Genomic DNA, 21,533 nt, shown 5'->3' with positions numbered 1-21,533 from the left:
TCAGCGCCAGAGCGGCAGAACGAATATCGCCGCGACCGTGCAGAGCGTCAGCGCGAAGGCGCGGAACAGCCGCTCGGAGGCGAAACCGAACAGGGCGCTGCCCGAATAGATCGCCACCGCGTAGGCCGGCGCGATGAGCGCGGCGAGCATGATCCGCTCCGGCGTGAACAGGCCGGCCACAAGGTGAGCGATCCCGGCCAGCACCCCGGTCAGGCCGAAAAAGGCGAAGGTGTTCATGCGCACCTGGGCGGGCGCGGTTTCGCTGCCGACCCAGAATACGATCACCGGCGGCCCCGTCAGGCCGGCGAGGCCGCCGCCGATGCCTGCGGCTGCGCCGACGGCCACGACGCCTGCCCGGTGGAGCGGCTTGCGGCGCCTGTAGCCGCTGGCGAGGCCGGCCACGGCGACCAGAACCAGAATGGCGATGGTCCAGCGCAGCGGATCCTCCGGCGCATTGGCGAGCAGCCAGACCCCCGCCGGCGCGCCGAACACCGCGCCCAGAAACAGCGGCCGGATCTCGGCCCAGGCGCAGTGCCTGAACCCCTGCACCACCAGCGGCAGGGTGACCAGATTGTCCATGATCCAGAGCGCGATCACGGCCGTGGGCGGGTCGACGATCACGCTGGCCAGCGGCACGAAGATCATCGCCGCTCCGAAACCGGAGAAGCCCCGGACGAAGCCCGCCGCCATCGCGGCCAGCGCCAGCATCAGTGTGTCGGCGGTGAGAAACCCGGCGGCCAGCGCCGCCAGTTCGTTCATCCCCAGCCGTCCGGGGCCGGCGTGATCTCGATGACCTCGCCGTTATGGACGGCCAGGCCGATCCGGCCGTGTTTCAGGTCCAGCGCCGCGTCGCCGAAGACGCCGCGCCGCCAGCCCTTCAGCGCCTGCACGTCGGCGTCGTCATCGGCGGCGATGCGCTCCAGTTCGGCCGAGGGACAGACCAGCTTCTGGGCCACGTTGTGCGTAGCGCAGCGCCGCTTCAGCAGGACCTTCAACATCTCGATCACCGGCGCCAGTGCCGGATCCGGCGGCTCCGTCCTGGGCAACTGCGGCCATTGCTCCTTCGGCTGCTTCAGGACTTCCTGGATCGTCGACAGGATGGCCTCGCCGAAGGGACCGTGCGCGACCTTCGCGTTCAGGCCACGCACGTGGGCGAGTTTCTCGGCGTCCTTCGGCGGATCGGCCGCGATCTCCATGATCGATTCGTCGCGCACGACCCTGTTGCGCGGCAGGTTGCGGCGCTGCGCCTCCCGCTCCCGCCAGGCGGCCAGGGCCTTCAGCATGGCCAGGAAGCGCGGCTTGTTGGAGCGCGCCTTGAGACGCCGCCAGGCATCCTCCGGCTGGACGATATAGGTCTCCTTCGCCGCCAGCGTGGCCATCTCGTCGGCGACCCAGCTGGCCCGTCCGGAGCGTGCCAGCTCCTCCTGCATCTTGCGGTAGACGACGCGCAGATGGGTCACGTCGGAGAGCGCGTATTCAAGCTGCCGGTCACTCAGCGGGCGGCGCGCCCAGTCGGTGAAGCGGCTTGTCTTGTCGATCCGCTCGCCCGTCATGCGCTGGACCAGCGCGTCGTAGGCAATCGAGTCCCCGAAGCCCATGACCATCGCCGCCACCTGGGTGTCAAACAGCGGCGTCGGCGTCTCCCCGCCCTCGTGGACGAATATCTCGATGTCCTGACGCGCGGCGTGGAACACCTTCACGATCCGCTGGTCGTAGAGCAGGTCGTAGAGCGGCTTCAGGTCGATGCCCTTGGCCAGCGGGTCGACGATGACGCCTTCGTCCGCCGGACCGGCCAGTTGCACCAGGCAGAGATTCGGCCAGTAGGTGCTTTCGCGGATGAATTCGGTGTCGATGGCGACGAAGGGCTGTCCCTCCAGGTCCTCGACATAGGCGCCGAGCGCCTCGGTATCGGTGATGATCTTCATTTGGCCCAGCCTCTACCATATTCGGCGCCCCGCAATGTAGTGTTGATCTTGACAAGCCCCTCCGGCGGCTGTTCGTTCCCGTCCACATTGCCAGCCCACTCCCGATCATGGTCGAGAACATGCACGCCTATCGCAGCCACACATGCGGCGAGCTCCGCCGCGCCAACGAGACCGAAACGGTCCGCCTGTCGGGCTGGATCCACCGCAAGCGCGATCACGGCAACCTGCTGTTCGTGGACCTGCGCGACCATTATGGCCGCACCCAGTGCGTGATCGAGAGCGGCGAGCCGGGCTTCGAGACCGTCGACAACGCGCGCTCGGAGAGCGTCATCACGATTACCGGGAAGGTCGTGCTGCGCTCGGACGACACCCGGAATCCCGACCTGCCGACCGGCGACATCGAGGTCCGCATCCAGGACGTCGAGGTCCAGAGCGCGACCGGCGATTTGCCCATGCCGGTCTTCGGCGACCAGGAATATCCGGAGGACATTCGCCTCCGCTACCGCTTCCTGGACCTGCGCCGCGACCGCATGCACCGCAACGTCACCATGCGCGCGAAGATCATCGCCGACATCCGCCGGCGCATGACCGAAGGCGGCTTCTTCGAGTTCCAGACGCCGATCCTCACGGCCTCCAGCCCCGAGGGCGCGCGCGACTTCCTGGTGCCGAGCCGGCTGCATCCGGGCAAGTTCTACGCCCTGCCCCAGGCGCCGCAGCAGTTCAAGCAGCTGCTGATGATCTCGGGCTTCGACCGCTATTTCCAGATCGCGCCCTGCTTCCGCGACGAGGACGCCCGCGCCGACCGGTCCCCCGGCGAGTTCTACCAGCTCGACGTGGAAATGAGCTTCGTCGAACAGGAGGACGTCTTCCAGGCCATCGAGCCGGTGCTGACCGGCACCTTCGAGGCCTTCTCCGAATGGCCGGTGACCACCAAGCCCTTCCCCCGCATCCCCTATGCCGAGGCGATGCTGAAATACGGTTCCGACAAGCCCGACCTGCGCCTGCCCGACGCCATGGATATCCGCGACGTGACGGAGGCCTTCCGCGGCTCGGGCTTCGGCCTGTTCGCCAAGGCGGTGGAGAACGGCTCTGTGGTGCGCGCCATTCCCGCGCCGGGCGCGGCGGCGAAACCCCGCTCCTTCTTCGACCAGATGAACGACTGGGCCCGCTCCGAAGGCGCCGGCGGCCTGGGTTACATCATCTATGGCGAGGACGGCCCGCGCGGCCCCATCGCCAAGAACCTGGACGAGGAACGCGTCGAGCGGATCAGGACCGAATGCGGTCTCTCCGCCGGTGACGCGGTCTTCTTCGCCGCCGACAGGGCCGATGGCGCGGCGAATCTGGCCGGCAAGGCGCGGACCCGGCTCGGCGACCAGCTCGAACTGCTGGAACGCGAGCAGTTCAGGTTCTGCTGGATCGTCGACTTTCCCATGTTCGAATGGGACGAGGACGAGAAGAAGGTGGAGTTCTCCCACAACCCCTTCTCCATGCCCCAGGGCGGCATGGAGGCGCTGGAGACCATGGACCCGCTCGAGATCAAGGCGTTCCAGTACGACGTGGTCTGCAATGGCGTGGAACTCTCTTCGGGCGCGATCCGGAACCACCGCCCCGACATCATGCTGAAGGCCTTCGAGATCGCCGGCTACCGGGCCGAGCAGGTGGAGAAGGATTTCTCGGGGATGCTCAACGCGCTGCGCTACGGCGCCCCGCCCCATGGCGGCATCGCGCCGGGCGTCGACCGCATCGTCATGCTGATCCTGGACGAGCCGAACCTGCGCGAGATCGTGGCCTTCCCCATGAACCAGCAGGCCGAGGACCTGATGATGGGGGCGCCTGCAGAGGTCTCGCCGAAGCAGCTCCGCGAACTCCACATCCGCACGGTCCTGCCGGAGCCGGAGAAGAAGTAACAGCGGCTCCACTTGGCGCGCGTGGGATGGCTCGGCCGGCCGGCGCGCCTTCTGCCGAAGAGCCTGGCAATAACGAAGCGGTGGCGGTACCGGCATGCCACCCATGCCGGACACACGCGCAAGTGGTCGGGCGGCGGCAAACGCGATATATGGTCAGACCATGAGCGAGATCGCGGCAGCACCGGCATCGGGCGCGTCCGAGAAGGCGCGGGACAGGATCGGGTTCTTCTTCCTGAACCTGGGCCATCTCTACGACCACATGTTCATGCTGATCTTCGCCACTGTCGTGGTGGCCCTCGTCGGCATGGACGGCATGAGCTATGGCGAGCTGCTGAAGCTGGCGACGCCCGCCTTCGTGCTGTTCGGCCTGGGCTCGCTCCCCGCCGGCTGGCTGGCCGACCGCTGGTCGCGCCAGGGCATGATCACGGTCTTCTTCATCGGCATCGGCGCGTCGTCGATCCTGACCGGGCTCGCCACCTCGACCTGGCAGATCGCTCTCGGCCTCGGGGCCATCGGCCTGTTCGCCTCGATCTACCATCCCGTCGGCATCGCCATGGTGGTCGACGGGCGCGAAAAGGTCGGCAAGGCGCTCGGCATCAACGGCGTATGGGGCAACATGGGCGTGGCCGCGGCGCCGCTGGTCGCCGGCTACCTGGTGCAGACGGCAGACTGGCGGACGGCGTTCATCGTCCCCGGCATCGTCTCCGTAGTGACCGGCATGGCCTATATCGTCTTCTGCCGCGACAGCGCCCGCCGGCCGAAGACGGCGAAGCCGCAGGTCGCCGACCCTCACGACAGCGATCTGACGAAGGCCGTCCTGATCCGAGTCGCCTTCGCGCTGACGCTGACGATCCTGTTCGGCGGCATCGTCTTCCATTCGGTCGCCATCGCCCTGCCCAAGCTCTACGCCGAGCGGCTGGCCAGCCTGACCACCGACCTCGCCAATATCGGCGTCATCGTCGCCCTGATCGTCGGCGTCGCCAGTTTCGCGCAGATCGTCGTCGGCCATCTGGTCGACCGCTTCCCGGCACGGCGCATCCTGTTCCTGATCGCGCTGCTGCAGGTGCCGGCGCTGGCCGGCGTCGCGGTGCTGTTCGACCTGCCGGCGATCTTCGTCGGCTTCGCCGCGCTGCTGCTGATCCTGGGCGAGGTGCCGATCCACGACACCATCGTCACCCGCCACACCAGGGCCGCCTGGCGCGGCCGCGTCTTCGCGGTGAAGTTCGTCATCGCCCTGCTGGTGGCGGCGGCGGTGCCGTCGCTGGTCGGCGGCGTGCACGAGGCCTTCGGCTTCGACGCCCTGTTCTACGTCCTCGCCGCGGCCGCGGGCGGCGTCGCGCTGTCGGCGCTGATCCTGCCGAAGGCCCGCAAGATCGCCCGTTGAACACCTGTATTACGGAGCGCCCGTCATGACCCAGCACATCATCACCTCCGCCGAGGAGCTCCGCATCGTCTACGGCAAGGTCAGCCCGCGCGCCGCGCAGAAGGCGATCCCGAAGCTGGAAAAGCACGCGCGCAACTTCATCGCGCATTCGCCCTTTCTGGTGCTGTCCAGCGCCGCCGGCGACGGCACCGCCGACGTCAGCCCGAAGGGCGACGCGCCGGGGTTCGTCCATGTCATCGACGACAGCACCATCGCCATCCCCGACCGGCCGGGGAACAACCGCATCGACACCCTGCAGAACATCCTCGAGAACCCGAACGTCGCGGCGATCTTCCTGATCCCCGGCGTCCGCGAGACGCTCCGCGTCAACGGCAAGGCTGAGATCTCCACCGATCCGGAGCTCCTGGCGGCCATGGCGGTGAACGGCAAGAACCCGATCACGGCCATCGTCATCCGCGTCGAGCAGACTTTCCTGCACTGCGCCAAGTGCATCATCCGCTCGAAGCTGTGGGACGACGACTACCGCCCGGAGAAGGGCGCCATCCCCTCCCTGTCACGCATGATCGCCGATCAGGTGGGCATGGAGATCGACGAGGCGGAATCCGAGAAGCTGCTTGAGCAGGCCTACCGCGATCGGCTTTATTGAGCCCCGCAAGCATCAGGCGTTTCAGGGGAGGAAGCGATCATGGCGAAGATCGGATTTGTCGGCGTCGGCAACATGGGCGGCCCGATGGCCATCAACCTCATCAAGGCTGGCCATGAGGTGACCTGCTACGACCTCTCCAGCGCCGCCGTGGACAAGGTGGTGGGCGCCGGCGGCAAGGCCGCCAGCTCGGCGACGGACGCCGTCGACCGGAAGGAAATCGTCATCACCATGCTGCCCAAGGGCGACCATGTCCGGGCGGTCTATCTGGGCGAGGACGGCCTGATCCAGGCCGCCGAGGAAGGCACGCTGTTCATCGATTCGTCGACCATCGACGTCGCCACCGCGCGCGACGTGGCGAAGGTCGCCCATGACGCCGGCATGATGATGATCGACGCACCGGTCTCCGGCGGCGTCGGCGGCGCCGAGGGCGGGACGCTCACCTTCATGTGCGGCGGCCCGGAGGCGGCCTTCGAGAAGGCGAAACCGATCCTCGACGTGATGGGCGGCAAGATCGTTCACGCCGGGGGCGCCGGCAACGGCCAGGTCGCCAAGATCTGCAACAACATGGTGCTGGGCATCTCCATGCTGGCCGCGGGCGAGGCCTTCACCCTGGCCGAGAAGCTGGGTCTCGACGCCCAGACCTTCTTCGACATCGTCTCGACCTCGTCGGGCTACTGCTGGTCGATCAACGTCTACTGCCCGGTCCCCGGTCCTGTGCCCACCAGCCCCGCCAACCGGGACTACCAGCCCGGCTTTTCGGCGGAGAACATGCTCAAGGATCTGCGTCTCTCCCAGCAGGCGGCCGAGCAGTCCGGCGTCGACACCCACATGGGCCACGAGGCGATGGAGCTCTACGAACGCTTCGCCGAGGCCATGAACCAGGGCGGCAAGGATTTCTCCGGCATCATCAGGATGATCCAGGAAAAGAGCGGCGGCTGATGAACTACTGGCTGTTCAAGTCGGAACCCGGGACCTGGGGCTGGGACGACCAGGTCGCGCGCGGCGACAGGGGCGAGCACTGGGACGGCGTGCGGAACTACCAGGCCTCCAACAACATGAAGGCGATGAAGGTCGGCGACCGGGGCTTCTTCTATCACTCGGTCAACGAGAAGCGGATCGTCGGCATCGTCGAGGTGATCCGGGAATACTACCCGGACCATACCGACCCCAAGGGCCGCTTCGGCATGGTCGACGTGAAAGCGGTGAAGCCCTTCGAGACGCCGGTGACCCTGGCCGACATCAAGAACGACGAACGTCTCGCCGACCTGCCGCTGATCAAGCAGTCGCGCCTGTCGGTCATGCCGATCCCCGAGGACGCCTGGAAGATCATCTGCGAAATGGGCGGGGTGGAGCCTTAGAGCGTTCCAGTGTTGATTGAACCGCTCGACATTGTCGCCCTCGGGCCGCGGATCCTGTCCGGGGCAAGCTTTGATCCGAGGTCCTGTGCGCCTGTAGCTCCAATGTTTGATAGAGCCACTCAAACCTGTCGCCCTTGGACTCGATCCAAGGGCCCAGTGAACCAAAGAACTGGGTCCTGGGGTCAAGCCCCAGGACGCCCAGTAATTATATCAACTAGCGTAACGCTCTAAACCGCTTCCTTGGCCTGCTTGACGAACTTGTAGAGCTGGCGGTCGACGGCTTCGACGTCCTCCTGGAACTTCAGCAGCACGTTGATCGTCCGACGCACGGTCTCGACGTCGAGTTCGCTGACGTTGAGCAGAAGCAGCGTCCGCGCCCAGTCGATGGTCTCGCTGATCGCCGGCACCTTCTTCAGTTCCTCGGCCCGCAGGGCATGCACGAAGGCCACGAGCTGCTTGCGGAGCGATTCGGCGGCGGCCGGCACGCGGGCGGCGACGATGCGGCGCTCCATCTTCTCGTCGGGGAACGGGATGTAGAGGTGCAGGCAGCGGCGCTTCAGCGCGTCGCCCATCTCCCGGGTGTTGTTGGACGTCAGGAAGACGATCGGCGGGATCTTCGCCTTGATCACGCCGATCTCGGGCACGCTGATCTGATAGGCGGACAGTATCTCAAGCAGATAGGCCTCGAACTCGTAATCCGACTTGTCGATCTCGTCGATCAGCAGGACGGCGCCGTTCTCCGCCTCCAGCGCCTTCAGCAGCGGCCTGGGCTCCAGGAAGTCGTGGCTGAAGAAGACATCGGAGAAGCTGTGAAGCTGGCCCATCGCCTCGGGCAGCGATTTCGCGCCCTGCATGACGTCGCCCAGCTTCTCCTTCAGCACCTGGGTGTAGAGAAGCTGCTTGCCGTACTTCCACTCATAGAGCGCCTTGGCCTCGTCCAGCCCCTCATAGCACTGCAGGCGGATCAGCGGGATGTCGAGCATTTCGGAGGTCGCGATCGCCAGCTCGGTCTTGCCGACGCCGGGAGGACCCTCCACCAGGATCGGCTTGGTGAGCTGCTGCGCCAGGAACACGGCGGTCGCGATCCGGTCGTTGGAGATGTATCCCAGCCGGTCGAATGCCTTGTCGATCTTCGACGGGTCCGACAGCTTTTCCTGCCACTCTGCGCTCACGAACACTCCCCTTCCGCCATCGTGTCATCTGCGGGGCCCGTCATAGCCCGCCCGGGCGGACGGCGAAAGCCGCCTTCGCGCATGGCTGCGTCATTCCGTGGCGGGCCGGTCAGGCAGCAGAGACAGGCGGAAGGCGGCGAGCGCGCCCAGCGCCGCGATGCAGGCCAGCGCGGCCGGCGTCAGGAGCGCGGCGGCCGCCACGGCTTCGGCGCTGTCGCCACCCGCCATTCCCGCAACATTGGCGGCCAGCCCGGCGAGGGCCGCACCGGTGGCGAATCCGGATTGTTGCACCGTGGCGATGGCGCCGGCAGCGATGTCCGCCTCTCCCTCGCGGGCGCCGCTCATCATCCGCCCGGCGAGAAAGGCCCAGCAGGAGCCCATGCCGCAGCCGACAACCATCATCGAGGCAATGATCCCGGGCGGCGGACCGGACGGCGCGAAAACCGCGACGCCCGTCAGGCCCACGGCCATCAACGATGGACCGATAACAATCAGCCTGCGCTGGCCTTCCGCCGAGACGCCGGAGACGAATATCGCCGTGAGCGTCCATGACAGCGAGGCACTCGCCACCGAATAGCCGGCCGACAGGGGGTCGAAACCGTGCAGCCGCTGCAGGAAGAGCGGTACGTAGGTCGGCATCGCGGTGAAGGAGACGGAAACCAGCAGCGCCGCCCAGATCGCCAGGCCGGTCATCGTCACGGGCGAGAACGCATCGCTCGGCAGCAATGGCTGCTTCGAACGCCGGTCGACGGCCACCATCGCCGCGAACATCCCGATCGCCATGACGATGAAGCCGGCCTTCGCACCGGAACCACCCGCGACGGCGGCCAGTGAGATGGCGGCAATGGCGGCGCAGAGCAGCGCCACCCGGCCCGCCGGGAGCCGGATCCGGTCCCCCTCCGAGGCTTCACGCCGGGGCCGCGGCAACACCCGCAGCACCACGAGGCTGAGAACAATACCGATGCCGGCGACGGTGTAGAACGCCCCGCGCCAGTCGCCCAAGCTGGCGAAAACGCCGCCGACGAGCGGCCCGACCAGGACCGAGATGCCCCACACGCCGGCCAGCAGGGCGAAGACCCGCGGCCAGAGCCGTTCAGGGAACGTCTGCCGGACGAGAACGTAGGAGACCGCGGCGAGAACGCCGCCGCCAAGGCCCTGCACCGCGCGGGCGGCGACAAAGGCCGGCATCGACGGCGCGAGCGCGCAGGCCAGCGTCGCCACACCGAAGATCGCCGCGCCGAGGGCGAATGCGCCACGGGCGCCCACCCTGGCCGTCACCGCGCCGGTACATGTCGCGGCAACGATGGAGGACGCCAGGAAGGCGCTCATGGCCCAGCTCATCAGGGGCGCGCCACCGACCTCCTCAACGATGCTTGGCAACACTGTCGCCACCAGCATCACGTTCATGGAGTGCAGCAGGATGCCCCCCAGCATCACCGTCAGCGACGGGATCCATTCGGGACGGATGACCTCGCGCCAGCCCACCCGGCCAGCGTCGGCGCTCACCCCGCGGCTCCGATCATTGCGGCTCCGCGTTTCGACAACTTGGCGGCATCGACGCGCAAAGCGATCTTGCCCATTTCGCTCATGTCGCGCGCGAGAAGATCGAGAAATGGATCGGCCCGGGCAGCAGCATCCTTCATGGCGTTGACCTCATTCTGGAGGCGCCGGCCGAGCCGGCGCAGCGCCAGCAGCCGCGCCTCGTGCTCGGGCGACGCCGGGTCGCCGCCACAGTCTGCCATGAGCTGACGCGCCGCCGCGTGATAGAGGTCACGGTCGGCCGCCAGGCCGCCAAGCGCCGCCGCCTGTTCCTTCTCCAGCAGCGGCGCCAGCCGCCGCAGCTCGACCGCCATGCCGCCGGCCTTGATGGCGAGGCCCATGCAGTCCTCGACCCGGCGGAAACGCTTCAGTACGGTTTCCACCGCGTCGCCGGCCTCCGCCAGCAGCGCCTCGCCGGGCAGTTCGACGTTATCCAGCTTCAGCCCGCAATGACCGGAGGGCTTCAGGAAGTCGATCTTCACCCCTTCGGTCCGCGTGACCCCTTCCGCATCTTCTGGTACAAGAAACGCGCCGAAGCTCTTGCGGCCATTCGCTTCTCCGGTGATCGCGACGACCACAAAGACACCGGCGATCGGCCCGTTGGTCAGCCATGCCTTCTCGCCGTTCAGGCGCCAGCCTTCGGCGCTCCGCTCCGCCCGGGTCTTCAGATGCTTCGGATGCGCGCCCGCGCCGGGCTCGGAGATGGCGATACAGGGAGAGATGCGCCCCTGCGCCAGGTCGGGCAGCCACGCTTCCTTCTGCGCCTCGCTGCCGAACTCGGCAATGACGCGGCCGGCGATCATGTGATGGCCCATCCAGGAGGAGCAGAGACCCACCACTTCCGCCGCCTCGGCGAAGGCGGCGGCGGTATCGAACATTTCCACCGGCGTGGCGTCGATGCCGCCCCAGTCCCCCAGGCCGAAGCCGAGCCAGCCCGCCTCGCCCAGTTCCTGCCAGATCTGCCAGGGGAAGTCATCGGAGCGGATCAGGTCGGCGGCCTGCGGCGCGATGACCTCGCGGGCGTAGTCCGCCAGCTCGGCCGCCGCGTCCACGCTTACCGGCCCTTCCAGTTCGGCTTGCGCTTCTCCGCGAAGGCCTTCGGTCCTTCGATGAAGTCCTCGGAATTGCGCAGCGCCTCGACGGCCGGATAGTCGTCGAGCATGGCGTCGGCGACGTCGGCGTGCTCCAGGCCCTGGCGCACCACTTCCAGCGTGGTCCGGAGCGACACCGGCGAGCATTCCAGCATCATCTCCGCCCAGCGCTTCGCCCCGGCCAGCGCCTCGCCCTGCGGCACGACCTCGGTGACGAAGCCCAGTTCCTTGCCTTCCGCCGCCGGCACGTGGCGGCCGGTCAGCATCATGCCCATGGCCTGCTTCAACGGAATCTGCCGCGGCAGACGGTGCACGCCGCCGGCCAACGCGGCGAGCCCCACCTTCGGCTCCGGCAGCGCGAAGCGGGCATTCTCGGAGGCGACGATGATGTCGCAGGCCAGCGCGATCTCGAAGCCGCCGCCCATGGCGACGCCGTTGACCGCGGCGATCACCGGCTTCCTGCGGTCGTGGCGGCTGGTCAGTCCGCCGAAGCCCATCGGCGCATACCATTTCGGATTGCCCTCGGCCTGGTAGACCAGGTCGTTGCCGGCGGAGAAAGCGCGCTCGCCGGCGCCCGTGACGATGGCGATCCAGAGGTCGTCATTGGCCTCGAACATGTCGAAGATCGCGCCCATCTCGGCATTCGCCGGCGGATGCAGCGCGTTCATGCGCTCGGGCCGGTTGATGGTGACGGTCAGGACATGGCCGTCCTGTTCGGTGGTGGTGAATTCGCCCATGGTTTCCTCCCCCGGCGGCTGACACCCGGCTAGTGCTTCGTGATCTGTTCGATGTGTTCGACGATCTCCTCCGGATCGGCGGGCTCAGTGCCGGGCAGCACGTAATCGCCGCCCAGCCAGCGGTTGAGATCGACATTGGCGCAACGCGTGGAACAGAACGGCCGCGCCGCCTCGCTCGCCGGCTTGCCGCAGATCGGGCAGTCTTTCGTTGGTATGCGTGACATGAGGTTATCTTTCGCGGCTGAGGCGGAATTCGTCAACGGTCAGCGCGTCATAGCCGAGCCGCACCGGCCGGCCGAGATATCGGTCCAGCCCACCCGACAGACGCGCCTCGACCACGGCCTCCAGATCCCGCGACAACATCAACGCCACCGGCACCGGACCGACACCAGCCAGCTCCGCCTCGATCCGGCGCAGCACCCGCGCCAGCGCAGCCTCGGGCCGCAGATGCTGCCGCGCCGGCGCCGTTTCGCAGAGTTGCGTCAGAAGCGCCGCGGCATCCCGGCCGCGTGTCAGCGTCAGAATGGAAAACCGGTCGATCCCGCCGATCTCCACCTGCGCCGGGTCGCGCTGAAATGCCAGGCGCAACGCCTTCTCGACCTTCCTGCGTTCCGGCGCACCGCGCAGCGAGATGAAATCCACGGCGACCAAGCCGCCGATGCGCCGCAGACGAAGCTGCCGCGCCAGTTCCCGGGCGGCGGCGAGGTTGGCCTTCACCGGATCGCCCGGCGCGTCGACATCGACCGTGGTCATTGCCCGGGTCGTCTCGATGGTCAGCCGTCCGCCGCCCGGCAGGGCGACTTCCGGCGCGAGCGCGGCATCGATCTCGTCGTCAAGTTCCAGCGAACGCGAAGCCTCGCAGAGCTCGATCCGGTCGGCGAGGTCCGGCGCAAGCGCCCTGGCGCGCTGCCGCAACTCGGCCAGCAGGCCGCGGTCCGGCGTCAGGACCGCCTCCGGCGACGGGCCGGCAAGGCGAACGAAGGCCTGCTCGATCAGGTCGGGCGCGGGACGCATCAGCGCCGGTCCCTTCGGCGCCGACGCCCGGATATCGGCCCATTCGCCCTGCAGGCGACGCAGCTCGGCCAGCACCACGTCAATTTCGACCTGCGACGCCGCCGGGTGCACCAGTATCCGGCCCGCATCGCCGGCATCTGTCAGCGCCGCACCGAGCGTCTCGCGCAGGTCGTGATCGGCGACGGCCTTCGGGAAGTCGAGGCCCTCGCGCAGCGGATGGATACTGAGATAGCGGCCGTGCAGGGCGATGTCGGCGCTGGCCCGGCCCTGCTTGCCGTCGAGTCCCTCTCGGCCGGTCTGCAACAGAAGGTCCTGGCCGCGCCGCACCAGTTTCGCGATGGGCAGCTTCCTGGCGCCGGCGTCGTCGGCCGCCAGCACCCGCGCATCCGCCGCGCGCACGAAAAGGCTCAGCCCCTCGCCCGCGTCGACCGTCGCCGCCTGCAGCTCGCCGGAGACATGCGTGACACGGCCCTTCCGGATCTCTCCCGGCCGACCCGGCCCGGGCTCCGAGCTTTCGATGTGAATCTCGGCGATGCGGGACTGCTCGATCAGTGCGGCCCGGGTCTCCAGCGGTCCCCGGTCGATGAAAAGGCCTCTATCCATCCCGCCCGCTCCAGACAGGATAGCCGGCGCCCGCAAGCAGCGCCGCGCAGTCGTGAAGCGGCAGGCCGACCACATTCGACCAGGAACCGTTGATCTGTCGGACGAAGGCGTCGGCCATGCCCTGGATGGCGTAGCCGCCGGCCTTCCCCTCCCACTCGCCGGAGGCGATATACGCCTCCCGCTCGGCCCGGGTCAGGCGTTTGAACGTCACGATCGTTGTGACCCGACGGCTGGACATCTCGCCCGACGGGCGGATCAGGGCCAGCCCCGTGGTCACGCGGTGACGGCGGCCCGAGAGCAGGTCGAGACAACGCCGCGCCTCGGCTTCCGAAGTCGGCTTGGGGAGAATGCGCCGCCCGCAGCCGACGACGGTATCCGCCGCCAGCACGAAATCGCCCGCATGGGCAGGCGCGACCGCGCGCGCCTTCTCCTCGGCCAGCCTGAGCGCCAGCCGGTGGGGAAGCTCGCCGCGATAGGGGGATTCGTCGATGTCGGCTGGAAAGATTCCGTCGGGCACGATGCCGATCTGGCGAAGCAGGTCACGCCGCCTCGGCGAGGCGGAGGCCAGGATCAGGCGCGGCACGCCGGTCCCGCTCCCGGCGCGCTATTTGAAGCGATAGGTGATGCGGCCCTTGCTCAGGTCATATGGCGTCATCTCGACCATCACCCGGTCGCCGGCCAGCACGCGGATGCGGTTCTTGCGCATCTTCCCGGACGTGTGCGCCAGCACCTCGTGTTCGTTTTCGAGCTGCACCCGGAACATCGCGTTGGGCAGCAGTTCCACCACGTGACCCTCGAACTCCAGAAGTTCCTCTTTCGCCATTCCGCACCAAGTTCCCTATTCGATCATTGGCGCGCAACATGATCAATCGGACACGCTTAATCAAGCCTCCCGCGGCGCATCAGCCCCTTGCGCGCCGCCACGCCCTCCGTTATACGCAGCCTCCGTGACCGGCGGTGCCACACGGCTCCGGCGGTACCGGCCCAGGTAGCTCAGTTGGTAGAGCAGTGGACTGAAAATCCGCGTGTCGGTGGTTCGAATCCGCCCCTGGGCACCATTTTACCACTCTATCTATTTGAAAAATATGGATTTTTGGGAGATCTCATCAATCCAATCCCCCTATTAATCCCCTTGGGCGAAGTCGTAGCCTCTCCACCATTGAGCCCACTGCGGCTCCGCCGTCAGAAACGGTAAAGATCGCCCTGCATGTCTCGGAAAGCGTCGCTGATTCTGGGCAGACCGCCGAGCTTCACCTTGGCTTCACCAACGCTTCCATACCTGGCGATCAGAAACTGACCCAGCTTTGTGGTTGCCAGTTCACCTTCGCCCTTGTCCCGATAGGCATCGAGTATCCGGATCAGGAGATCTTTCAGATCATCTTGAACGGTGCCCAAGCCTTCAGCCTTAACCTTCGCTGCACGATCTTCTCGGGTCTTGGGGCTGTTGGTGAAGAGCACATAGCCCAACACATCGAACAGATCGCTATCGGGTGCATCGACCAGCCTGCGAATATCATCGAGCCGATCAGCGTCGTAACCACGTTCCGACAGCTGGATCAGGAAAGTTTGACGGCTGTCAGGGTCACTCCAGACTTTCCGCAAATGGTCTTCGTCCGTGATCAGGCCTGACAGGTCGCCGAACAGCCTCTGCATGAACTCCTGTGCCGAAATCGGTTTGCCCTCAGGGCTCCAGTAGGTCGTCGTCGCGATGTACTGAATCGATCGCGTTGTGCCGTCTGACAGCGTGATTCTGATCTTCTCCGTCGGCTCATCCTCGCCGTCACCACCTTCGCCGGGTTCGTCCGGTGAATCATCCGGCTCCGGCGGTGGTTCACTTGGGCCCGGACGAGGCGGTTCCGGAGCGAGGGGCTCGCCGTCCCAATCCGGATCCCGGAAATTCTCATGCGCCTTCACGAAATCCCAGATCGTGAAGAAGTCCTTGCCTTCATATGTACGCGTCCCTCGCCCAATGATCTGCTTGAACTCGATCATGGAGCGGATCGGACGCATCAGCACGATATGGCGGATGTTACGGGCATCCACCCCCGTGGACAGCTTCTGGGAAGTCGTCAGGACAGTCGGGATCGTCTTGTCATTGTCCTGGAAATCACGCAGATGCTGTTCGCCAACTGCACCATCGTCGGCCGTCACTCGGTGGCAATAGTTCGGATTGGTGCTGTCCTTGACCTGATTGATCAGATCCCTGACCAGTGCAGCGTGATCCTGGGTGGCGCAGAAGACCAGCGTCTTCTGCCGCTGATCCATCTGCCGCATGAACTCCTTCACACGGCTCAGTTCCCGCTCCTCGATGATGATGCGGGTGTTGAAATCGCTTTCGGTGAAGGTCTCGCCATCTTCCACTTCGCCGGCGACCAGCTCGTCGGTGCCGTCATACACATATTCGTCGATAGTGCTGGCCATTTGCCGCACCTTGAAAGGGGTCAGGAAGCCATCTTCGATCCCATCGCGCAGGGCATAGGTGTAAACCGGTTCACCGAAATAGGCGTATGTGTCGGCATTGTGCTTTCGTCGGGGCGTTGCGGTAAGCCCTAGCTGGACGGCTGGCTCGAAATATTCCAACAACCGGCGCCACTCGCTTTCGTCCTTGGCTCCGCCCCGATGGCATTCATCGATCACGATGAAGTCGAAGAAGTCGGCCGGATATTGCATGTAGACCGGCTCGTCTTCTCCGGTCATGAAGGTCTGGAAGATCGTGAAGAACAGGCTCGCGTTTCTGGGCGGCTTCCCACCATTCTTGCGGATCGTGCCGGGGTCTATCCGGGTCACTGCGTCGTTCGGGAAGGCCGAGAAGGCGTTGTAGGCCTGATCGGCGAGAATGTTCCTGTCGGCAAGGAACAGGATGCGAGGACGGCGCACCGGCTCACCGGACAGGTTCCACTTCGCCTGGAAGAGCTTCCACGCTATCTGGAAGGCGATCGACGTCTTGCCTGTTCCGGTCGCAAGGGTTAGCAGAACACGCCGATCACCTTTGGCAATTGCCTCCAGTGCGGCCGTGATCGCCTTGTGCTGGTAGTATCGCAGCTCCCACTTGCCGCCATCGGTCTCGAAGTCGACCGCGCCGAACCGCTCACGCCATTCGTTTTGGTCAGCAAAGGTCCGGTCCCATAGTTCGTCGGGCGTCGGGAAGGGCAGATCCAACTCGCCCTCGGCCCCTGTGGCCATGTCGATCTGGTACCACTTCAGTCCATTCGAAGCGTAGGCGAAGCGCGATCCGAGCCGCGTGGCATAGTCCTTGGCTTGGCCGACGCCATTGCGGTGGCTGACGCCGGCGCGCTTGGCTTCAAGCACCGCGAGCTTCTGCCCCTTGTGGATCAGCACATAATCAGCAGAGAGCCCCTTGCCCCGCTTGCCGCCCGACTGAATGCGCCCGGGACAAATGACCTCCCGCCTGACCTTCGAACCGCCTTGGCCCCAGCCGGCAGCCGTCAAGACGGGGTCTATTCGTTCCGCCCGGGTATCGGCCTCGGTTTCATCCATGGGAGGCAAGATAGTTTGTTCTCAGATAGTCGCGCCAGGGACCCCTCTTTCCCGACATGAAGGCACAATCCACTTCCTCTGTGGAGCAGCGCAAATGGCTGGCGACACCTTCGATCTGCCTGCAAAATTCTTCGTACTCGTCAGCGGACGTCAGCTCTGAGACGACAGCCGAATGTTTCAACTCGGCGCGCTGTATCCGACTTTTCCAGAGCCACACCGAGTGCCGATTAATTCTGACCACATCTCGTTTGCAAATCATGTTGATGCTGGCGCCGGCCCATTGATCAAGAATGTAGCCGGGCGGGATTTCTGGGCGGTCCCGGGGCATCAGGAAGTGAATGAGCTTCGTCCAATATGCCGGCCCAACGCCAGGCAATCGGGACTGGCCGTTGCGCTTTCTGCGGAGTTCCTGAAAAGCACGGTAGGCTTCTACGCGGTTGAGTTTGCCATCCCTGATATTCTCGCAGACCGAGAGCCACCCTTTGCTCCGCTCCCCGAGGATTCGTCGCGCATTCTCCATGTGCATCCCGCCCCAGGAAAAGATCGAGACAGCCGCCCAATCAATAGGGGTAGCTCGCGAGGAAGAGAACTCGAGAACCCTCTCGTAGTCCTGCTTGACGTCCAAACTTTCGAATAGAGGCTCATCGGGCGGCGGCGTGCCCACACCGACCGCAGTCGCCATGTTCGCCGGGACCTTTGCACCAAGACGATCACTCAATGACCCCGGCAAGCAATTCCTAAACTCGTCGAGGTGCTTCTCACTCCAACTTGCAGACATTTCAGATGATCCTTGCCCCCTGACCCGACCTTGACGATCAAACTAGGCTCTCGATCTCCAAACCCGATGCGCCACCCTGGCACTTAGGACATTTCCGATGATGGAAGTCGGAACCGTTGGCGCCGTAACGGTGACCGCAAAGTTCTCCCTTTTTCGTGCGACGCGCACATACCAAGACCCAGACATATTGCAGGTGATCTGTGCCCGGTCGGTCGGTACGGGCAATCAGTATCTGTTCATTTCTGTTGATATCGCCGGGTCGGCGCTTGGAGGCCCTCACCATCGAGTCTCCTTTCTGTGCATCAGTGCCCCGGCAGCGTGGCCGCGGCAGAAAGGTCGGGCAAAGCCGTTGACACCACCGCGACCACCCGATCCGGGTCGCTCAGACCGGGGTTCACGACCAGTCCTCTCCGAAAAGCCCTTCGAGAGGCGCCATGCTCGCCGGCAGGTCATCCCTGCAGGTCATGCCCAGATACGTGGCCGCGCGCGTCGCGCCGACATAGAGATACTTGTCGAACAGGCCCGGCAGGGCCTTCGCGAGCTCGTCGATGCTGACGAAGAAGACGGCCTCGAACTCAAGCCCCTTGATATGTTCGACATGGAATACACGGACAGCACCATCACGGCCCTTGATCCTCCCGTCGTGACAGGCCTCGACACTGATATTGTAGTCCGCAAGCACATCACCCAATGCATCGGAAACTGGCCGCACTGCATCTTCGGTGTTCACGAGAACCGCGATGGACGGCAGATCGTCAAAATTGGCGTCGATCTCGGCAATACGCTGGGCCAGCCATGACGCGATGTCTTGATTGTTTTCCAGTCCCCTGGCCAGAACCGGGCGAACACCCTCGTTGTCGGCGAAATCCGGCAGGACTGCATCGTCCTCACTGCCACCTGAGACCGCCACCAGTTGCCGCGCAAGGTTGTGAAGTTGCTGGCTTTGCCGGTACGCCACCGTGACCCTGCGAGTATTCAGATCCGGCAGCACCCACTTCATGTCCTCATCCGATCGGGCCCCCCAACTCGTCACACGCTGATTGAAATCGCCACATGCGAAAAACGAGCGGGTGTCCGGGCGGGCGAGACTTGCCATGCACGCCAGCTGGATCGGAGAGAAGTCGGTCGCTTCGTCAACAAGCACCTGGGTCCGGTAAAGCTGCGTCATGCGCTCAAGGGTCGGGCGCGCCGATGTTTCCATATCGATCAGACTGCGCGCCCCGGTGACCAATTCATTGGTGGCCCGCATCATCGAGAGCAGGATCACGTCAACTTCGTGAGGATGGATGTCGGTCAGTGCAAAGCCGTCTGCCTGATACCATCTGCCTTCACCCTGGCGGGTCCGCCGAAAACGGCGGTACCGCGCCGGGATCCTGTCGACATAGCGGCGAACGGGATTGGTAAATGACCGAAGTGCGGTCTGGACAAGAAGGCTGGCGCCGACTTCCTGCAGGTCTTCGTCCGACATGGTTCGGTCACCCAGCCACTCGATCAGACGACCTGTCGGGCCCCTTCTGGAAACATTCCTTTTCCTGGCTCGGGCGCGAGCGAGAGAACGCATCGACCGCAGATAGGCCGCCATCGCGGCGGCTCGGCCGACGGGCGGCTGATTTTCGTCCTCGTCTTCGTCGGCATCCTGATCGATGTCATCATCGGGAAGCTCTTTCAGTTCCGAGATGAACGAAGCCATATCATCAAGAAACTCCCTGTCCCGATTGACCTGAAGGTTCAACGCGCCGCGGATCTTGCCATCCGTCAGGGCCTTCATGTCTGCAACCAGCGCACCGATGTCGCTGGCCACGGGCATCAGGGATACGAAGGCGCCAGCCTGAGGCATGCGCACTGCGTCGACAATGGTTCGGACCCTGCGGCCCAGACTGGCAACATCAGCAGATGGGTGCTCACTCAGGTTTTTCGCCGCATCCCGGAGCTCTTCCCAGAAGGTCACGCGCTGCCATTGATCGAAATCTTCGAACCATGCGCGCTGATCGAGCTCCAGCTTGTCTGCGAGCGTTGGTGCATCATTTTTCATAACGAGTGGACTGCGGTTCGTCGGCGAGCGCAGGAACCTGAAGTGGTTCCGGGCCAGGTCTCCGCGAAGTTCGGTCCAGGTACGGATGCGGTCATCCGGGGCCGGAATGTCTTCCCTGTTGAAAGCCTCCTTCACATAGAGCCGGAGCAACTCGGTCGGCGTGAACATGATCCAGCTATGCGCATGCTCCTCTTCCGAACTCCGGATTTCCCGCCGCTCATCTTCATCCAGATGGACGACATCAAGCTTCTGGCCCAGGCGGCGGATCAGTGTCGTTGTCTTGCCCGTCCCCGGCGCGCCGAGGATCAGGAGGCGGCTTCTCAGCGGCATACGAAAGATTTCGCCCTGGTACCGATCGAGGACCGGCTGGTCCCGGAGGCCCATTCTCAGAACGACGCCGCGCCGCACGCCATCGCGAACGTTTGCGGCGTCGCTTTCCTCACTGAGCAAGGCATCCAGCGCGGTTTCGTCGATCCGGTCAGCTGTCTCCAGAAGAGCGCGGAGCGAATCGACAGTCACTGGGCCGTAGGCTTCTCCTTCAAGCACTGCATTGCGGCCATCCCATTCCTGATTCGACAGGAACGGCTGAAAACGGGCTCGCTCAACGACTTCCAGGAATACGTCTTCGCCACCCCTTGTCACAAGAAACGTCTCGCCGACATCCAGTTCCGCGAGGCGCCCAACTGGCGACCGATAACTGGCGAACTTCAACCGTTCATCGGTCACTGGCGGCGCCGCTGCGCGGGCGAAGTAGTAAATCGCTTCCTGGCCGTCCTCATCGACCACGAGCACCCTTGCGATCGCAGGCTCGGCGGCCAATGACCTGTATTCGCCGTCGATTTCCCTTGTCAGCCTTCGGTGGTTGTCGACACCGGCCGTCTCATTCCAGGTGTTTCTCACGACCGCTTCGGGACCACTACGGGCCCGAAGGTCCTGCAGCTTCAAGCTTGCTGCGTCAGCCACCTTCGCAAACGTGGTCAGGCACTCATCCGCAACAGGGCGGATCTGCGCCTCGGTTTCCTGCATGTCAGACATAATCCCCCCTATGGCGACGACTTGCCGGCCCTGTGCTGGGATCTCGCCGTTCAGGCTGCCCGGATCGTCAGCGGAAAACGATAACCGCTGAAGCCCACACTTTCCACGTGTACCACGCGGGCACCGTCGCCTCAGAATATGAGGCGCCATGCTGCTATGTCCGCCGGCTCTTTCAGGCTCTTGCACCCGAATGATGCTGAACCGGATCACCGGGCCACGCCGTCGTCAGGTGTCCGTCGTCAGATAAAATGGGCGTCTTGACGTGATGTGCCTTTGGAGGATCTGGCTCATCGGTTTCGATTCTACGCGGCCTGTCTCTGGTTGAGCAAGCGGCGCTGTTTCAGGGTCTGCTCCTTGATCTTCCTCCTTTCCCGGAGCGTGTCCTGGCCGCGCCCGAGATAGACGTCGGCCGGGGTGAGATTGCCGATGCTCTCGTGGTATCGGCGGTGGTTGTAATGCTCGACGAAGGCTTCGACGGCCTGCTCGAGGGCACCCGGCAGATAGTAGTTCTCGAGCAGGATGCGGTTCTTGAGGGTCTGGTGCCAGCGCTCGATCTTGCCCTGGGTCTGCGGGTGGTTCGGGGCGCCACGGACATGTTCCATGCTGCGCTCGCCGAGCCAGTCCGCCAGGTCGTGGGAGATGTACGACGAGCCGTTGTCGCTGAGCAGCCGTGGTCGGTGTCCAACGGTTGCCGTATCACAGCCCGACGCCTCGAGCGCCAGCTCAAGCGTGTCTGTGACATCGCCGGCTTTCATCGTGGTGCAGAGTTTCCAGGCGACGATGTAGCGGCTGTAGTCGTCGAGGATCGTGCTCA

Annotated in this window: 19 protein-coding genes and 1 tRNA gene; 6 read left to right on the top strand and 14 right to left on the bottom strand. The window is 64.9% G+C overall.

What is annotated here, in order from left to right; genetic code table 11:
- Both CWC60_RS04580 and rnd read right to left on the bottom strand, forming a co-directional pair.
- Positions 1-759, bottom strand: a complete 759-nt coding sequence (locus tag CWC60_RS04580) for a sulfite exporter TauE/SafE family protein (protein ID WP_109792822.1) — start codon at positions 757-759, stop codon at positions 1-3.
- Entirely contained in the window at positions 756-1,925 is a 1,170-nt protein-coding gene (gene rnd, locus CWC60_RS04575; RefSeq protein ID WP_109792821.1) for a ribonuclease D, read from the bottom strand. The genes CWC60_RS04580 and rnd overlap by 4 nt, the downstream gene beginning before the upstream one ends.
- Before the next feature lie 119 nt (positions 1,926-2,044).
- Here rnd and aspS point away from each other — a divergent pair, with 119 nt between their 5' ends.
- From aspS to CWC60_RS04550, 5 genes are all read left to right on the top strand, one after another.
- The gene (gene aspS / locus CWC60_RS04570; RefSeq protein ID WP_109792857.1) at positions 2,045-3,832 is read left to right on the top strand and encodes an aspartate--tRNA ligase; all 1,788 of its coding nucleotides are present in this window, start codon (positions 2,045-2,047) and stop codon (positions 3,830-3,832) included.
- Between the two features lie 160 nt (positions 3,833-3,992).
- A complete protein-coding gene (locus tag CWC60_RS04565; RefSeq protein ID WP_164516364.1) occupies positions 3,993-5,216 on the top strand; it encodes an MFS transporter in 1,224 nt (407 codons plus the stop codon).
- A gap of 25 nt (positions 5,217-5,241) precedes the next feature.
- Positions 5,242-5,862 (top strand): pyridoxamine 5'-phosphate oxidase family protein, encoded by a 621-nt coding sequence (locus CWC60_RS04560; protein ID WP_109792819.1) that lies wholly within the window; start codon positions 5,242-5,244, stop codon positions 5,860-5,862.
- 39 nt (positions 5,863-5,901) lie between these two features.
- Positions 5,902-6,801, top strand: a complete 900-nt coding sequence (gene mmsB, locus CWC60_RS04555; protein WP_109792818.1) for a 3-hydroxyisobutyrate dehydrogenase — start codon at positions 5,902-5,904, stop codon at positions 6,799-6,801.
- Positions 6,801-7,220, top strand: a complete 420-nt coding sequence (locus tag CWC60_RS04550) for an EVE domain-containing protein (protein ID WP_109792817.1) — start codon at positions 6,801-6,803, stop codon at positions 7,218-7,220. The genes mmsB and CWC60_RS04550 overlap by 1 nt, the downstream gene beginning before the upstream one ends.
- Positions 7,221-7,447: 227 nt before the next feature.
- Here the strand turns inward: CWC60_RS04550 and CWC60_RS04545 are convergent, their stop codons facing one another.
- From CWC60_RS04545 to infA, 8 genes are all read right to left on the bottom strand, one after another.
- Complete coding sequence (locus tag CWC60_RS04545; protein WP_109792856.1) at positions 7,448-8,392, bottom strand: AAA family ATPase; 945 nt, start codon at positions 8,390-8,392, stop codon at positions 7,448-7,450.
- A 90-nt stretch (positions 8,393-8,482) separates the two neighbouring features.
- A complete protein-coding gene (locus tag CWC60_RS04540) occupies positions 8,483-9,877 on the bottom strand; it encodes an MFS transporter (protein WP_125182721.1) in 1,395 nt (464 codons plus the stop codon).
- 17 nt (positions 9,878-9,894) lie between these two features.
- On the bottom strand, positions 9,895-10,983 hold the full coding sequence (locus CWC60_RS04535; protein ID WP_164516363.1) for an acyl-CoA dehydrogenase family protein: 1,089 nt from the start codon (positions 10,981-10,983) through the stop codon (positions 9,895-9,897).
- 2 nt (positions 10,984-10,985) lie between these two features.
- Entirely contained in the window at positions 10,986-11,759 is a 774-nt protein-coding gene (locus tag CWC60_RS04530) for an enoyl-CoA hydratase-related protein (RefSeq protein WP_109792814.1), read from the bottom strand.
- Positions 11,760-11,788: 29 nt separating this feature from the next.
- The gene (gene yacG / locus CWC60_RS04525) at positions 11,789-11,983 is read right to left on the bottom strand and encodes a DNA gyrase inhibitor YacG (protein WP_109792813.1); all 195 of its coding nucleotides are present in this window, start codon (positions 11,981-11,983) and stop codon (positions 11,789-11,791) included.
- Between the two features lie 4 nt (positions 11,984-11,987).
- Positions 11,988-13,376, bottom strand: a complete 1,389-nt coding sequence (locus CWC60_RS04520; protein ID WP_164516362.1) for a ribonuclease E/G — start codon at positions 13,374-13,376, stop codon at positions 11,988-11,990.
- Entirely contained in the window at positions 13,369-13,959 is a 591-nt protein-coding gene (locus CWC60_RS04515; RefSeq protein ID WP_109792811.1) for a Maf family protein, read from the bottom strand. Before CWC60_RS04515 ends, CWC60_RS04520 begins: the two co-directional genes overlap by 8 nt.
- 21 nt (positions 13,960-13,980) lie before the next feature.
- Positions 13,981-14,199, bottom strand: coding sequence for a translation initiation factor IF-1 (gene infA, locus CWC60_RS04510; RefSeq protein WP_109792810.1), 219 nt, complete (start codon positions 14,197-14,199; stop codon positions 13,981-13,983).
- Between the two features lie 159 nt (positions 14,200-14,358).
- Between infA and CWC60_RS04505 the strand changes: the two genes are divergently transcribed.
- Positions 14,359-14,434 (top strand) — tRNA-Phe (locus CWC60_RS04505).
- 124 nt (positions 14,435-14,558) lie between these two features.
- Here CWC60_RS04505 and hsdR read toward each other — a convergent pair.
- The 4 genes from hsdR to CWC60_RS04480 all read right to left on the bottom strand — a co-directional run.
- Positions 14,559-16,874 carry an EcoAI/FtnUII family type I restriction enzme subunit R gene (hsdR, locus tag CWC60_RS04500; protein ID WP_109792809.1) on the bottom strand — a complete coding sequence of 772 codons (2,316 nt, stop codon included), beginning with the start codon at positions 16,872-16,874 and terminating at the stop codon, positions 14,559-14,561.
- Positions 16,867-17,556 carry an 8-oxoguanine DNA glycosylase OGG fold protein gene (locus CWC60_RS04495; protein WP_109792808.1) on the bottom strand — a complete coding sequence of 230 codons (690 nt, stop codon included), beginning with the start codon at positions 17,554-17,556 and terminating at the stop codon, positions 16,867-16,869. Before CWC60_RS04495 ends, hsdR begins: the two co-directional genes overlap by 8 nt.
- 490 nt (positions 17,557-18,046) lie before the next feature.
- A complete protein-coding gene (locus CWC60_RS04485) occupies positions 18,047-20,710 on the bottom strand; it encodes an ATP-binding domain-containing protein (RefSeq protein ID WP_109792806.1) in 2,664 nt (887 codons plus the stop codon).
- Positions 20,711-21,021: 311 nt separating this feature from the next.
- A partial coding sequence (locus CWC60_RS04480) for an integrase core domain-containing protein (RefSeq protein ID WP_164516361.1) occupies positions 21,022-21,533 on the bottom strand: 512 nt, incomplete at its 5' end.

The organism is Minwuia thermotolerans (genome assembly GCF_002924445.1).
Lineage (GTDB): Bacteria > Pseudomonadota > Alphaproteobacteria > Minwuiales > Minwuiaceae > Minwuia > Minwuia thermotolerans.
This window is presented reverse-complemented; position numbering and strand designations above follow the sequence as displayed.